The sequence below is a fragment of the Opitutaceae bacterium genome, from assembly GCA_041395105.1.
Lineage (GTDB): Bacteria > Verrucomicrobiota > Verrucomicrobiia > Opitutales > Opitutaceae > B12-G4.
Genome location: JAWLBB010000001.1, coordinates 985,802 through 1,000,865, shown reverse-complemented (window position 1 = coordinate 1,000,865; position 15,064 = coordinate 985,802). Strand labels below are relative to the sequence as shown.

The 15,064-nt window shown below is 61.7% G+C and carries 9 protein-coding genes; 3 read left to right on the top strand and 6 right to left on the bottom strand.

The annotated features are described in order from the left end of the window. Nucleotides 1-126: 126 nt before the first annotated feature. Nucleotides 127-1,497 carry an MFS transporter gene (locus R3F07_03880; GenBank protein MEZ5275503.1) on the top strand — a complete coding sequence of 457 codons (1,371 nt, stop codon included), beginning with the start codon at nucleotides 127-129 and terminating at the stop codon, nucleotides 1,495-1,497. A 66-nt stretch (nucleotides 1,498-1,563) separates the two neighbouring features. Here R3F07_03880 and R3F07_03875 read toward each other — a convergent pair whose 3' ends face one another. The 6 genes from R3F07_03875 to R3F07_03850 form a co-directional block, all read right to left on the bottom strand. After that, nucleotides 1,564-3,618, bottom strand: a complete 2,055-nt coding sequence (locus R3F07_03875; protein ID MEZ5275502.1) for a hypothetical protein — start codon at nucleotides 3,616-3,618, stop codon at nucleotides 1,564-1,566. 189 nt (nucleotides 3,619-3,807) lie between these two features. Then, nucleotides 3,808-4,953 carry a cytochrome P450 gene (locus R3F07_03870; protein ID MEZ5275501.1) on the bottom strand — a complete coding sequence of 382 codons (1,146 nt, stop codon included), beginning with the start codon at nucleotides 4,951-4,953 and terminating at the stop codon, nucleotides 3,808-3,810. A 70-nt stretch (nucleotides 4,954-5,023) separates the two neighbouring features. Continuing rightward, entirely contained in the window at nucleotides 5,024-6,910 is a 1,887-nt protein-coding gene (locus tag R3F07_03865) for a TRAP transporter large permease subunit (GenBank protein MEZ5275500.1), read from the bottom strand. Next, the gene (dctP, locus tag R3F07_03860) at nucleotides 6,907-7,947 is read right to left on the bottom strand and encodes a TRAP transporter substrate-binding protein DctP (protein MEZ5275499.1); all 1,041 of its coding nucleotides are present in this window, start codon (nucleotides 7,945-7,947) and stop codon (nucleotides 6,907-6,909) included. Before dctP ends, R3F07_03865 begins: the two co-directional genes overlap by 4 nt. A 31-nt stretch (nucleotides 7,948-7,978) precedes the next feature. Further along, nucleotides 7,979-8,866: a TRAP transporter TatT component family protein gene (locus tag R3F07_03855; GenBank protein ID MEZ5275498.1), complete on the bottom strand. Its 888-nt coding sequence runs from the start codon at nucleotides 8,864-8,866 to the stop codon at nucleotides 7,979-7,981. Between the two features lie 214 nt (nucleotides 8,867-9,080). After that, nucleotides 9,081-10,580, bottom strand: coding sequence for a sulfatase-like hydrolase/transferase (locus R3F07_03850; GenBank protein MEZ5275497.1), 1,500 nt, complete (start codon nucleotides 10,578-10,580; stop codon nucleotides 9,081-9,083). A gap of 235 nt (nucleotides 10,581-10,815) precedes the next feature. Here R3F07_03850 and R3F07_03845 point away from each other — a divergent pair, with 235 nt between their 5' ends. Continuing rightward, nucleotides 10,816-11,931, top strand: coding sequence for a hypothetical protein (locus tag R3F07_03845; GenBank protein MEZ5275496.1), 1,116 nt, complete (start codon nucleotides 10,816-10,818; stop codon nucleotides 11,929-11,931). A 176-nt stretch (nucleotides 11,932-12,107) separates the two neighbouring features. Beyond that, nucleotides 12,108-14,888, top strand: a complete 2,781-nt coding sequence (gene ppdK, locus R3F07_03840; protein MEZ5275495.1) for a pyruvate, phosphate dikinase — start codon at nucleotides 12,108-12,110, stop codon at nucleotides 14,886-14,888. The last annotated feature ends 176 nt before the right edge of the window (nucleotides 14,889-15,064 follow it).

Here is a 15,064-nt window from a genome sequence, read left to right as displayed (position 1 = left end):
ACCTGATCCGACCGCGATCTTGGTGATTGCGGGATACCATTGCGGTGTTTCATGTTGAGGTATCGGGATCCAACCCCACCCTCCACCCGCCCCCGTCCTTCGTGACCCTCTCTCCCGCTTGTCTGAATGAAGCCTGATCGATCCGACCACGCCGCCGAAGGCCCGGATGCATCCGAGGCCTTTCGCAGCGAGCGCCCCGAAACCTTCGCCCGCTACCTCGCGCGGCGGAAGATCGTCTTCCTCGTGGCCTACGTCGGGTACGTCTGCGCCTATCTCGTGCGCAACAACTTCAAACTGACCAGCGAGGAGATGCGCCTGGCCAACGGATGGAGTCTCACCCAGGTAGGCCTGATCCTGACCGCCTTCACCATTACCTACGGGTTTGGCAGGTTCTTCATGGGCATGGTGGTTGATCGCACCAGCTTGCGGAAGACCTTCTCCCTCGCGCTTGGAGTCAGTGCCGGAATCTGCATCGGGATCGGATTCATCCGCAGCCTTCCATTGCTCTTCGTCGCGATGCTCCTGCTGGGCATGGTTCAAGGGGCCCTCGCTCCGGCGTCGATGACTATGATCGCCAACTGGTACCCCAACAAGACGCGCGGCTCCGGCATCGCGATCTGGAATACCTCCCAGAATCTCGGGGGCGCGGGACTGCCGCTCATCATCACCGGCCTGCTGGCATGGACCGGACCCGGGAACCTCGCCGTCGCCTTCTGGGTCCCCGGCGCTGTCGTCCTGGCGATCAGTTTTCTCTTCTGGAAAATCGGCGGGGACCGCCCGGACAAGGAAGGCCTGCCGACCCTCGACGATATCTACGGCGAGGCCGGTACGCCCCAGATCCATCACGAGGCGACCACCTCCTATTGGGCGATCATCAGAAAGGATGTCTTCACCAATCGCGTCGTCCTGACCGTCGCCTGCATCAACGCGTTGCTCTACTTCCTGCGCTTCGGCATCCTGAACTGGATGCCCGCCTTTCTCGGCACCGAGATGGGATTCAGCCAGGCACAGTATTCCATGGCTTTCAGCAGTCTCGAATGGATTGCCATCCCCGGCTCGTTCTTCTTTGCGTGGCTGTCGGTCGCCCTGCCGAACCGGCAGTCCGTGGTCGGGTTCGCGGGATTGGCTCTCCTCGCCGGGCTGGTTCTGTTCTATATGGGCAACAAGAGCTACCCGTTGCTGCTCATCTGTACGGGATTGATGGGGACCTTGATCTACGGCCCCCAGCTCATCGTCAACATCCTGACCCTGAACTTTGTCTCCCTGAAAACCGCGGGGGTGGCGGTCGGCTTTGTCGGCCTCTTCGGATACATCGTCGGTGAAATGTGCGCCAACCTGATCATGCCGCTGCTCGCTGAGACCTTCAGTTGGAACGCCTCGTTGATGTTTCTGGCAGCTCTCGCCTTCATTACCGGGATCCTCTACCTGTCGCTGCGTCACCGTGAGGCCGATACCGTGCAGGTTGCTTCGCCACCGCGCGAAGACCGGGGTGGATGAGCTCCGGCAGGTTCGGACCGCCGAAAGCGACCGGGGCGACCGGACTTCCCGCAGACAGTTTTCGCTTTATTGATCCGACGCCGGCGAGACACCGGGAGCCGCCCGGCGGGCGATCTCGATATCGGCGTTGACCGCATCCTGCAGTCCGGCCCAGGAAAAGCGGACACGGTCATAGGTCCGGAAGGCAAGCTCCCGGTGATTGTAGCGACTGGCGGCGTCGCTCAGCGCAGCCCAATGCAAAGCCGCCGATTCCAGATGATTCACCGCCTCGACCCGGTCGGCCTCTCCGCCTTTCTGCCGATAACGCTCGAGGGCGACCGCACCCCGGAGTTTGGCGGCAAAATAGGCCGAATAGTCCGCCCAGGCCTCGATATCGGCCAACTCGGCAGCGAGAACCGGTGAGATTGGACCGGCACTTCGAAGACGCCCCACGATGGCCATTGCATCCCGGGAATTACCGTCGAGCACATCGGCGAGGACCGGCGGCGGGAGCATCCCGGGAATGATCGGTTCACCTCCCCGGACAAACTCCCGGACATTCATGTAGCGTTCATCGAGCGCTTTACGTTCGATCAGACGGTCGACCGATATGAAATCGACATGCTCCTGCCAGGTGCAGAACCCCTCGGCATAAAGCGAGTGGTCGTTGTGTCCCTCGTACTGACACGCGAAGTGCAGGGGGGCATCACTGGCCATCTTCCACGCCCTCAGGAGATCCGGCCCGACACCCGGACCGAACCGCTCCTCCAACTCCATCTCAAAGAAAGCATCCGGCGTGGCGGGGTCAAAAAGAAGGCGCCCCCAGGTCGAGTAGAAGAGCCATTGGCGCTCAAACGCGTAGCGCCACGTCTTGTGGGGACCGGGCGCCGTGATGTAGTCAAAGGCCGGGATGTACATCTCGGAGCCGATCATGTAGCCGGAGACATACTCCCTGATATTGGCCTCCTTGATGTGTCGCCGGATGAAGTCCGGCTGGCCCCAGCGCAGAAAGTGAAAATCCTCGTTCCGGATCGTCCAGACCACCCGGTGATTCTCCGGAACCGGGTTCCAGTAGGCATCGGAGAGTTCTCCGCCGTGGACGATATAGAGCTTGGGCGAAGAGTGCCCATGCGACCAGTTGTATTTGAATGAAACATACACCGGGGGCTCGACGAAATCCATCCCGTCAATCTGGCGACGGGTTTTCAGGTCGTTCTCCCTGCTGGTCGAACCGCCCGAACCACTGTTGGCCGACAGGGGGGCCCGGTAGAGGAATTTGATCTTTCGGCCGGCCTCCTTCATCCCCGCAAAAAAGGTGCGCTCGAGCCAGGTCCGGCGTTGATCGGCGTCCATCCCGCCCATCCGCTCGCCCAGGGTGATTCCGAGACCGGTCAGGTCGGGATACTCATCGATGACCTGGGTGACAACCTCCCGGGTATAGCGTTCGATCAGGTCGCTCGTCTCCCCTGCCCCGAAAATCTGCCACTCCTGACTGTAGTCGGCGGCCCAATGCGCCCTCGAGAACTCCGGGGAGACGAAGATGTTCCAATTGACCAGATAGGTCTCGATTCCCCGTTCCTTCGCCATCCGGAAGAGGCCGGTCCACATCGCCTTCCATTCGGCCAATTCCTCGTCGCTGAACGGACAGGCCTCCGGGAAGCTCTCCGGCCGGATCATGTAGTGAAAGGGATGCAGGCTCCAGAGGGTAAGGACGTTGAAGCGGTTCTCCGCCATCATGTCGAGAAACGACTCCCAGAAGCCCAGGTCGCGGCACGTGTCCCAGTGCACCTCAAGTGCCTCACCCCGACGATAAGACATATAGGGCAGGTTGAACTTGATCGCGCGGAAAGAGGTGGCAGGGGTCTTCGAGACCGGCACGATCTCGTCAGGATGAACCCCCGAGCGGAGCTGCTCCGATAGATCGAGCAGGCCATACATCGCGCCGCGCGAATCGACCGCATGAATCGTGAGCGCCCCGCCGTCGGTCGGACCCTCAATCCGATAGCTCTCGGGATCATCTTGCGGACCGCCCGGTTCGATGGAAATCCTGAGGTTGACGGGGCCGCCGCTGCCGGAACCGGGAATCACCCGGTCACCCCGTGCTTTGACCGCCCGCTCGAGGCGCTCAAGTCCAAACAACACTTGTGGGGAGTCGAGGTCACCGGCCACGCGATAATCCGCGGCGGCCAAAGCGCCCCCAAAACACACTGAAAAAAACGAGTTCAGGACACAACGGCACACCTTGCTCATGGAACAAGAGGAAATCCGTTCCCGCGTCGCAGGACAATCCCGTTCGGAATGGGTGCGGATCCCGGCGGTGGAAAGGTGGATCTAGCGCCCGGTCATCCGGACGGTCAGTGACTCATAACCGACACTGCGCTGAAAGTCCGCCTCGCTCGGCGCGCGTTCCTCGAAATCCAGGATCGTCACCGAGCCGACCCGGTCGCAGAGCGTCTGCAATAGCGTGCGGATGATCAGACGGGCGTGGAATGCCCCGAGGCAAAGATGCGGCCCGCTGCCATATGCCATGTGCGCATTGGGCCGGCGGTCGAGGCGTATCTCTTGGGGAGCGTCAAAAACGGATTCGTCAAAGTTGGCCGACGCCCAGCAGAGCGAGACGCGCTCTCCCGCCTTCACTTTCAAACCGTGCACCTCCGTATCAACCGGGCAAACCCGGCCGATATGCGTGAGGGGGGAAATGACGCGCACAAACTCCTCCGAGGCCGACACAATCAACCTGGGATCGTCCCGCAAAGCAGCCAGCGCCTCCGGATGCTCCGCCACGTAGGCAACAATCCAGGCGACCGTATTGATGATGGTATCGCGGCCGCCGGCAAACGTGAGATTGGCAAACCCGACCATTTCGTCCCGGCTCAAGCGGCGCCCGCGATATTCGGCACGGGTCAATGCACTGAAGAAATCGTCGCCGGGATGGGCCGCCGCCCGGTCGATTTGCGCGTGGATATAGTCCTCCAGTTCCATCCCTCTCGGTTCACCGTCTTCACCGTCACGGAAAACGTGCACAGCCCAGCCAATCCAGATCTCGGCCTCCGATTCGGGCACATTTAGAAGATGAGTCAGGGCGCGCGATTGGAGCGGCAATGCAAAATCGCGAACCACCTCGATGCGGTCTCGTCTGCAGGTTTCCTGCACAAGCCGACCGATCAGGTGACTCATCTTTTCAATGAAGTCCGGATCCTTGGGTCGGCGGAAAAACGGTTCGACGATTGCGCGCCACTCCGTGTGTTCCGGAGGATCGGTCTCAATCGGCAACTGCCGGACACTGCGGTTCTTTTCCTCCGAGGGGATGGGCACGCGGAAAGGCGCATCCGAGCTGAAGACTTTCCAGTTTCGGGAAGCCTCGCGGACGTCCTTGTGCCTGAGGATCATCGGGATGGTGTCACCGTCCAGATCAGCGGCGAGCACGCCCTTCTCCATACGGGCCCTTTCAAAAGGATCGTGGGGGCAGGACGACATGTTTCCCTTCATCCGCGATGACCGGCGTGAGGTCAACGATTTCCCCGTCCACTCAACGGACCGTCGGAAATCAGTCCAGCAGCCCCGGCAGGAAAGTGGTGAGCGCCGGAAAATAGGTGATCACGAGGACCCCGGCCAGGAGGACAAGCAGGATCGGGATGACGGACCGGGCAACCTGAAGCACCGGCTTGTCAAAACGGTAGGATGAAAGGAAGAGGTTCATGCCCACCGGCGGGGTCAGGTAGCCAAGCTCGAGGTTCGCCAGAAAGATGATGCCGAGGTGAACCGGATCGATTCCAAAGGCCAGGCCCATCGGCAGAATGAGCGGCACCACCACGACGATCGCAGAAAAGACATCCATGAGACAGCCGACGAGGAGAAGGAAGACATTCAGGACCAGCAGGAAGACCAGCTTCGAGTGTATGTTGGCCTGTACCCAGTCGACCGCCTGATCCGGGATCATCTCAAAGGTCAGGTAATAACTCAGCCCCATGGCCACACCGAGGATGAGCAGGACGCCTCCGATCAGGAGTCCACATTCCGTCATGACCCGGGGAAGATCGCGGAACACACGGAGGTCGCGATAGACGAACGTCTCGATGAACAGGGCATAGAAGGCGGTGAGCGCCGCCGCCTCGATCGGGACGGCCAGCCCCGTGAAGAAGGGCACGAGCGCGACGACCGGCAGCATCAATTCCCACTTGGCTTCCCACAGCGCCGCCCAGGCCGATCTCAGATCGAACTTCGGTCGCTCAACCTTGATCGCAGGCGACTGAAGACAACCCAATCCGGCTGCCAGAACGACCATCAACACTCCCGGCCCGATCCCACCGAGAAACATCTTCTCGATGCTGATGTCGACAGGCACCCCGAGATTTGCCGAGATGATTCCCGCCACCATCGCGTAGACGATCAGAGGCACGCAGGGGGGAAAGAGCATGCCGAGCGAACCGGAGCCGGTCAGAATCCCCAACGCTCGCCGCTCCGTCAGGCCCGACCGCATGAGCACCGGCAGGAGGAGCCCGCCCAGAGCAAGGATCGTCACCCCCGAAGCACCGGTGAACGAGGTAAAGAATGCGCAGACCAGAACCGATGCGACAACCGGGCCGCCGCGCAGGTGTCCGAACCAACCCTGAAAGACCGCCACCAGCCGACGGGAGGCACCGCCTTCCGCCAAGAAGTAGCCTGCCAGAGTAAAAAGAGGAAGAGTCGGGAGCAGGGGTTGATCAACCAGGGAGTGGTGCTTGATCGCGATCGACGAGATCGGCAATTCGGCACCCCAGAGAAGAATCAGGGCAACTCCTCCCAGAACAGCGAAAATGGGCGCCCCCAGGAACGTCGCCACCAACAACCCGATCAGGGCGGGCAAGACCATCCGGGCCGGCTCAAGTGGCAGCACCATGACCGACACGACCACGGCCAGGGCAGACAACAGCCCGACACTTCGCCCCTTCCAGCTTTGCGCCGAGTGCCAGATCAGGCTGCCGGCGATCGCCGCAAACCCCACCGGCATGATCAGTTGAAAGATCCAGATCGGGATGCCGTAGGCGATGACTCCACCGGCCAATCGCTCGCTCAAGACAAACTGGAGGCTCCCGAATCCCAGAAAAGCGCAGAGAACCGCCGAAAACGAGTAGCTGAAGAAACGGGCAACGGACTGCGCCCTGCCTTTCAGGAAGGTGGTGAAGGTGGACAGCGAAAGCAGCCGGTTTTCTCTCGCGGCGATCGCTCCGCCGATCATCCCCACGACCAGAGCGAATTTCTGCACAAACGAGATCGAGCCGGAAACGCCGGAATCAAACCGGCGAAGCACCATTTCCAGCAAAGGGAGGACCACCAGCGCCAGCAAGACGGCCACCAGGGCAAGGTTCTCGCCGAAAGTCAGAAACCGACGCCACCCGATCCACTCGCGGCCGGCGGCTCCGCTACTCCCCGACGTCAGCACCAGCGAGCTCATCGGATCGCAGAACCCTCCCGGTAGTCCTTCAGGAGCCGAAGGACCTCATCGAAAATATCTGCAGGGACGAGGGTTCCCCGGATCTCGGGATACAGGACCTCGGCCGCCGCCCGCCACTGCGTCTCCATTTCCGGCGACACCGCATGGACCACCAAACCCCGTTCCTGCATCGCCGCGACTGCTTCACTGCTCTCCTGACGGCTCCGGGCTTTGATCTTCAAACCGGATTCCTTGGCCACGCTCCGGAGATAGTCCCGTGCCTCGGGCGCGAGGCCGTCCCAGACATCCTTGCGGACAATGGCCGCACCGACCAGCGGCGCCCAATTCAACTCCAGCATGTGCGGCGCCGGGCGATAGATCTGGGTCGCAAGGGCGAAAATCGGCGGCGAGGGCACCACCTCGATCAGACCGGTGCGCAAAGCGCTGCCGATATCGGCCGTCTCCAGGGCGACCGGCTTGTAGCCGGCCTTCCTCATCATGTCGACCTGGTCGGGGTTTCCCGCCCAGACAAACGTCTTCATCCGCTTCATGTCTTCCGGGCCGGCCAGCGGCACGGTCGAAAAGTAACGCACCCAGCCCGCGTCCAGCCAGAAAAGCACCACGAAACCCCTGGCCGCGAGACGCTCCTCCAGCATCGGGCCCAGCTTCTCGTTGATGTAATCCACTTCGGCGAGATCGCGGAAGGCCATCGGAAAGCTCTGGAGTCCGGCTACTCCCGGCTCGATCTCGGACAGACCCACCGCGGTGAAGAGTCCCGCCTGCAGGGTGCCGTTGCGCATCAGACGCACCATGTCGGCCTCCCCGCCCAGCCTCCCATCCGTGTGGATGTTCAACAGCACCTCCACACCGGGGGCCTCGCGCCATTGCTCGCCCATCGATTGAAGCGCCTGATGATAGATGGAACCCCGCGGAGCCAGGGTCCCGAGATTGACTTTTTGCCGGTCGGCCGCCGAGAGGATCAGGGCGGAGGCAAGGACACCGGCCGACAAAAGGCCAAAGCGCACCAACCCCGTTAGAAACAGTCGTTTGTCTTTCATCGTTCCCTTGTGTTTTGTATCCTGGTTATGCCTACAGAAAGAGTGAGTCGCTCCGGGACAGCAGCCAGCGCGCGCGTCTCTGCATGATCAGATTGACCAGGCGCCACTCCGGCCGCGCATCCGGGTCGATCGACAGGGCATGGGCCAGGAGGGATTCGAATTCCTCCCGATCCTGTTCCTGGACCGTGACCGCCTCCGCCAGGGACACATAGGGTCCGGCCAGCCCTCCGCCCGAGAGTTCAACCGCACGGGCAAACTGCGCACGAGACCGTCTTGTCGGGTCGCCCTGCCCGTCCGGCCGGCTCATTTCATAAGTGATCAGAAAGGAGTGGATCGCTCCGAAATCGAACGCTTCGTCCAGGACCATGGCGCGGTCGATCAGCGCCTCGACCTGGGGCAGATCCGCGATCAGATCCGGATCATCCTTGGAGACCGAAATGGCGGCGGCCCAGGAAACGGCCGACCAGTAGAGCAGCGGCACATCATCCACCTCGGCGAGCCGGACCGTTCCCTCCGGATCCGTGGCGAGTGCTGCGGCAAAACCCCGGTGTCGTGCCTCCAGACCACGCAATCCATAATCCCGACCCCGGATGTAAAGGCGCCGGGCCCGGGCCCGAAGCTCGAGGGCGGCCGCCAGGTCAACGTCCTCAAGCTCGTCCGCATCCTGCTGCACGAACGCGTAGCTGTATTGGGTGAAGCCACTGGCCGTGGCAAAGAGCAGGCCCTCGTGTTCCGGACTCTCGGCCAGAAGGCTCTCCATCAGTTTCAGACTGAAAGGCACGGCCGCCTTGATCAATTCCGGGTCATTGTCGGAGGCAAAAGTCGTCCCCCCTCCCGCCAGGGCATTGCCGATCATGTTGACCGACATCTTCTTGACCGAACAGCCCGTCATCGAACCGCTGAGGATTACGGCGACCAAGGCCGTTGAAAGCCACCTGTGAACCGGCAAATGCATTTTCATCATCCACCCATGCGAGGCTGGACCGAGATTCGGATCAGCGAATCCAGAGAATTTTCCTCAGGAGCTTGAAACTGTGGCGATGCGTCTTGCGCGCGCCCTCTTCAAAAAGAGGGTCCCTTCAGGGGAATGGAGCCATGCCAGGAAGACGCGGCCAAGTCGTGTCCCAACCCTGTCAGTGAAAGCGATGCCCCTTCGGGCGGAAATTCGCTCCGTGGAGTCGGGCGTCGCCGTCGGCATGCCAGCGGATGGGGTAATCGCCACCTCCCTGGACGGATTCACCTGTCTTGAAACCTCCGTTGTGGTAGGCGCTGGAAGCCAGCCAATCCAACAGCTCGATCTGGAGGGCCTTTCGCCGTTCGACCCATTCCGGATTATCCCAGAGGTTGCAGCATTCCCCGGGATCCTCGTCCAGCCGGTAATACTCACCGTAGGATGCGCCGATCGTATGAACGATCTTGTCAACCGACTTGCGCATCATGACGAGGTAGTTGTCCTCGCAGAAGACAGCCTCCCTGGGTTCGATACCTTCCCCCGTAAGGTAGGGTCGCAGCGAGCGCCCCTCCAATCGCGTCGGCACGGGAATCCCGGCCAGGTCGAGGAATGTCGGCCCAAGATCGATCAGCGAAACCAGATCATCGGTGCGGATCCCGGCAGTCGGCATTCGAAAATCCCTGACCACCAAAGGCACCCGGGTCACCGACTCGAACATCAGCCACTTGTAGGCCGAGCCATGATCACCAAGCATCTCCCCATGATCCGAGGCAAAGACAACGATTGAGTTTTCCAGATGACCAGCTTGCTCGAGGGCCGACAAAACCTTGCCCACCTGGTGGTCAACAAAGGAGATCTTGGCATAATAGTGCCGCCGCATCCGCATCACGTCCTCCAGTTCAGCCTCCGGCATGGCAATACGGGATTCGTGGTCGGTCTTGGCATGGTGTTCCCTGGTCGCCCTATGATGAGGGGGGCGACCCTCCAGGGTGCACGGAAAATCGACCGGAACCGGCAGGACACAGTCCGCGTACCGGTCAACCCAGGACTGCGGTGGATCCCAGGGCTCGTGGGGACCGGGAAAGCCGACCTCGAGGAAAAAGGGCTGATCCGAAACCGGCCGTCTCCGGATCCAATTCGCCGCCGAGTCGCCGACAAAGGCGTCGCTGTGAAAACGCTCATCCCACTCCCAGGGCACCCCTTGGAATTTCGCCTTCCACTGCGGATCGGTTCGGTGGCGTCCGTTGGGGCGCTTCAGTCCGTTCGCGGCGAGAAACTTTCCCCAATCATCATCGGGCTGACCGTTTTCGGCCGCGCGATTGGTCGGATTCTCCACGACGACCCGTTCATGAAAGCCGCCCGGCACGTCGCGCGGGATGAAGTGCATCTTGCCGATGTTGGCGCAATGGTAGCCGACGCGAGCGAGATCCTCGACCCAGTTCGGCTGGTGCCCCCAATTCTTGAAAGCGTAAGCGCCCGTATTGTGGGCATACATGCCGGTGAAGATCGCCGCACGAGAAGCCACACAGGTCGCTCCCGGGCAATGCGCATTGGTGAAGGACAGTCCACCCTCAACCAGCGAATCGACCGCGGGCGTGAACATATGGGAATATCCCCACCCACCGATCGTGTCCCAGCGTTGCTGGTCAGTCAGGATGAAGATGAGATTGGGACGACGCATTTCGGGCATGAGAATTTACGCATACGAGAGGAACGGCCAGTCTCGATTTTCCATGCCATAAACCGGGAAAGCGGACGCTCACCCGAGCGCGTCACTTGCGTGCCTGAGCCTGGCCAGGCGAAGACGGAGCCACGCCTCTACAAGACCTGCCTCGGCCATTATCGAAGCGGGAATCGGGATTGCCTGCCGGCCTGTCCTGATCTCACAATCCAGTCACCCCGAACCTCACTTACTCATGCGCAGCGTCCCCTTTCTCCTCGCCCTGACCGCCGCTTCCATCCCGACGAACATGAACGCTTCCGATCCGCGACCTTCCTTGATTCTGGAAAACGCCCGGGCCCGCCTGGTGACGGATCTGGGCGGCGGATCGATCGCCTCCTTCACCCTGACGGACAGCGACCTCAACCCGCTGAACTGGGATTCCTGGAGCCTCGGTCCGACCCCGGAACTGCCGCCGACACCCGATCCGCGGGGGATGGGTCACTTCCTCTGCCTTGACCGATGGGGACCCGCCACCCCTGCCGAGGAAGCCCACGGGATGGGCCCACACGGAGAGGCTTCAGTCGTCTGGTGGCACGTTGACCCGCCACCGGCTGGAGAAGCCGATCGCACGACAGCCCGATTGTCCGCGACTCTCCCGATGGCGGGTCTGCGGGTCGATCGCGATGTCGCGCTGATTGGTGATCAGTCCTGCTTCGTGGTCACGGAGACCATCATCAACACCCGGCCACTGGGTCGGGTTTACAACTGCGTCCAGCATCCGAGTATCGCGGCACCATTCCTCGGCCCTTCGACCATCGTCGACTGCAATGGCACCCGGGGGTTCATGCAAGCGACGCCCCTGCCCAATCCCGAGGACCCCGAAGTCCGCTGGCCGGCGGCCTTGAGTCCCTCCGGCACTGAGGTGGACATGCGCCATCTGGACCCCAGCGCCGTGCCTTGGGTGGTTTCCTACATCATCGAAGAGCCGGTCGGCTGGATCACGGCGGCCAATCCGGACAAAGGTCTGCTCCTCGGTTATCTCTGGTCGACCAAGGACTACCCCTGGGTGAGCCACTGGGCCCACCTTGAGAACGGGAAGATCCTCTACCGCGGCCTCGAATTCGGGACCACCGGCCTGCACCAGCCGGAACCGGCCCTGGTGGAGAAGGGAAGGATCTTTGACCGCCGGCTCATCCGCTACATCGATGCAGACGAAAGCCAGGCTTTCAGGTATGCCGGGTTCCTTCTGGAGATTCCGGCCGACTATGCCGGAACCGGAATTCTCGTCTTCGAAGATGGCGTCGTCAGAATCGAGGAGCGCGGCGGCCGCAACCGGATCCTGACCCTCAAGATTGGACGGATCTTCTGAGGCCGGCAACTCGATCCCTCCGACCTGCCCAGACCGGGTCCAGGAGGCCGGAATGGACCCTGGGGTTATAATCCATTGACACCCAAGGGGCCCTTGCTACAAAACCCTCCCTTTTTCCGTCGATCAACGGGAGTTTCCAAATACAGAGTCAGACCAAACCAAAAAAGGACCCACGGATGCCATCGAAAGCACGCACCAAGACCGCCCGCAAGCCGGCCCGCAAAGCCGCCGGCAAGACGGCCAAAGCCCATAAATACGTCTACCTCTTCGGCAAGAAGACCGACGGAAATGGCACCATGAAACCGCTCCTCGGCGGCAAGGGAGCCAACCTCGCGGAGATGACCCGGATCGGGCTTCCCGTTCCGGCCGGCTTCACCATTACGACTGAAGTCTGCACCTACTATTACGAAAATAAGCGGACCTACCCCGCTGTCCTTCAGAGCCAGATCGTGGCCGGCATCCAGTCGATGGAGAAGCAGTCCGGGCGGAAATTCGGCGACCTGAAGAAGCCTCTCCTGGTGGCCGTCCGCTCCGGGGCCCGCGACTCCATGCCGGGCATGATGGACACGATTCTCAATCTCGGCCTCAACGACGAAACCGTCCTGGCCCTCGCCGCTCAGTCCCAGAACGAGCGTTTTGCCTGGGACTGCTACCGCCGTTTCATCCAGATGTACGGCGACGTCGTCATGGGCGTCCAGAAACGCCCGAACGAGGATCACGAACCGTTCGAAGCGGTCATCGAGGCCTACAAAGCGGAGCTCTTCCCGGGTCGCGAACACGTTGAGGACAACGATCTCGACGGCGAGCAGGTCAAGGGCCTGGTCGCCCGCTTCAAGGACCTCGTCAAGTCGCGCACCGGCAAGGAATTCCCGACCGATCCCTGGAAGCAGCTGGATGGCGCCGTATCCGCCGTTTTCGGGTCCTGGATGAATGACCGCGCCATCGTCTACCGGCGCAAGTACGGCATCCCCCACGAGTGGGGCACCGCCGTCAACGTCCAGACCATGGTCTTCGGCAATACCGGATCCAATTCCGGCTCCGGCGTCGCCTTCACCCGCGATCCCGCAACCGGCGAGAAGGTCTTCTATGGTGAATTCCTGATCAATGCCCAGGGCGAGGATGTCGTCGCCGGTGTCCGCACCCCCCAGCCCGTGGCCGAGCTCAAGAAGCTCATGCCCGGACCCTTCAAGGAACTCGAGGCGGTCCGCAGGAAGCTCGAAGGTCACTTCAAGGATGTCCAGGACTTCGAGTTCACCATCGAGGAAGGTGTCCTCTACATGCTCCAGACCCGCAATGGCAAGCGCACCGGCCTCGCCGCCGTCCGCTTCGCTGTCGAAATGGCCAAGGAGCGCCTCATCACCTGGGAACAGGCCGTCAAGCGGGTTCCGGCCGATCAGCTCGACCAGGTTCTCGCCCCGGTCTTCGATGCCAAGGCCATCAAGAACGCCAAGCTGATCGCCAAGGGACTGCCGGCCGGACCGGGCGCCGCCACCGGCCGTATCTACTTCACTGCGGAACGGGCTGTCCTCGCCGCAGAAAAGAACGAAAAGGTGCTCCTCGTGCGCGTGGAAACCTCACCCGAGGATCTCCGCGGCATGATCGCGGCCGAAGGCATCCTGACCGCCCGCGGCGGTGTCTCCTCCCACGCCGCCCTCGTCGCCCGCCAGATGGGCAAGGTTTGCGTCTGCGGCGCGGCTGATCTCCAGATCAATTACGCGACCAAGACACTCACCGTCGGCGACCAAACCTTCAAGCAGGGGGATTTCATCTCGATTGATGGAACATCCGGATCCGTCTACGCCGGGGAGCTCGCCACCGCCCCATCGGAGATCGTCCAGGTCCTGATCAACAAGTCGCTCAAGCCCGCCAGGAGCCGCAGCTATCAGGACTTCGCTTCCCTCATGAAGTGGTGCGAAAAGGCCACCCGCATGAGTGTCCGCGCCAACGCCGACTCCCCGGAGCAGGTTGCCAACGCGGTCGCCTTTGGCGCCAAGGGCGTCGGCCTCTGCCGGACCGAGCACATGTTCTTCGAAGGGGACCGGATCGACGCGATGCGCGAAATGATCCTGGCGGAAACCACCGATGCCCGCAAAGCCGCCCTGGCCAAGCTCCTGCCCTACCAGCGCGAAGATTTCGTCGGCATGTTCAAGGAGCTCAAGGGCCTTCCGGCCACCATCCGTTTCCTCGATCCCCCACTCCACGAATTCCTCCCGCACGAAGGTGGGTTGATCAACGGACTCGCCAACAAACTTGGAGTCTCCTCAGAGACCATCTCCAAGCGCGTGGCGGAACTCCACGAGTTCAACCCCATGCTCGGCCATCGGGGCTGCCGTCTCGGCATCGTCTATCCGGAAATCTCGGAGATGCAGGCCCGCGCCGTCTTCGAGGCCGCGGCCATCGTCATGAAGAAGAAGATCAAGGTTAAGCCCGAGATCATGATTCCGCTGGTCGGTTTTCCCAAGGAACTCCAGGCCCAGCTTGAAGTGGTCCACCGGGTCGCCGCCGAGGTCTCCAAGGAGAAAAAGGTCAAGTTGACCTATCTCGTCGGAACGATGATCGAGATTCCCCGGGCCACCCTCGTGGCCGATGAGATTGCCAAGGATGCCCAGTTCTTCAGCTTCGGCACCAACGACCTGACCCAGACGACCCTCGGCATGAGCCGGGACGACTCGGGCTCGTTCCTGCCCTTCTATCAGGATAAGGAGATCGTCGCGAGCAACCCGTTCGCAAGCATCGATCAATCCGGCGTTGGCAGGCTCATGGAGTTCGCCGTCAAGGGCGGTCGTTCCACCCGCAAGGATATCAAGCTCGGCATCTGCGGCGAGCACGGAGGCGATCCCTCGAGCGTCAAGTTCTGCGATCGACTCGGACTCGATTACGTGAGCTGTTCGCCCTTCCGGGTGCCCGTTGCGCGCCTCGCAGCCGCCCAGGCGGCCCTCGCGGCCAAGGCGAAGTAAGGTCTCCCAAGTCGTTTCTCTCAAAGGCCCGCTCCCTGACCGGAGCGGGCCTTCTTCTGCAGTTCGCACCGCTCAAGCGCCGACCCTGCCTTCCGATCCGCGCCGGAGACCGCCCTCTTTCTCAACCTTCCCTTCTTCTATTCTTCCTGTCCTCTTCCTCGAAGAATCCGTCCACC

Excerpts from the sequence above, each read along its gene's own strand:
- R3F07_03880 (MEZ5275503.1), top strand. The coding sequence starts at position 127 with ATGAAGCCTGATCGATCCGACCACGCCGCCGAAGGCCCGGATGCATCC.
- R3F07_03870 (MEZ5275501.1), bottom strand. The coding sequence starts at position 4,953 with ATGTCGTCCTGCCCCCACGATCCTTTTGAAAGGGCCCGTATGGAGAAG.
- R3F07_03865 (MEZ5275500.1), bottom strand. The coding sequence starts at position 6,910 with ATGAGCTCGCTGGTGCTGACGTCGGGGAGTAGCGGAGCCGCCGGCCGC.
- dctP (MEZ5275499.1), bottom strand. The coding sequence starts at position 7,947 with ATGAAAGACAAACGACTGTTTCTAACGGGGTTGGTGCGCTTTGGCCTT.
- R3F07_03850 (MEZ5275497.1), bottom strand. The coding sequence starts at position 10,580 with ATGCGTCGTCCCAATCTCATCTTCATCCTGACTGACCAGCAACGCTGG.
- R3F07_03845 (MEZ5275496.1), top strand. The coding sequence starts at position 10,816 with ATGCGCAGCGTCCCCTTTCTCCTCGCCCTGACCGCCGCTTCCATCCCG.
- ppdK (MEZ5275495.1), top strand. The coding sequence starts at position 12,108 with ATGCCATCGAAAGCACGCACCAAGACCGCCCGCAAGCCGGCCCGCAAA.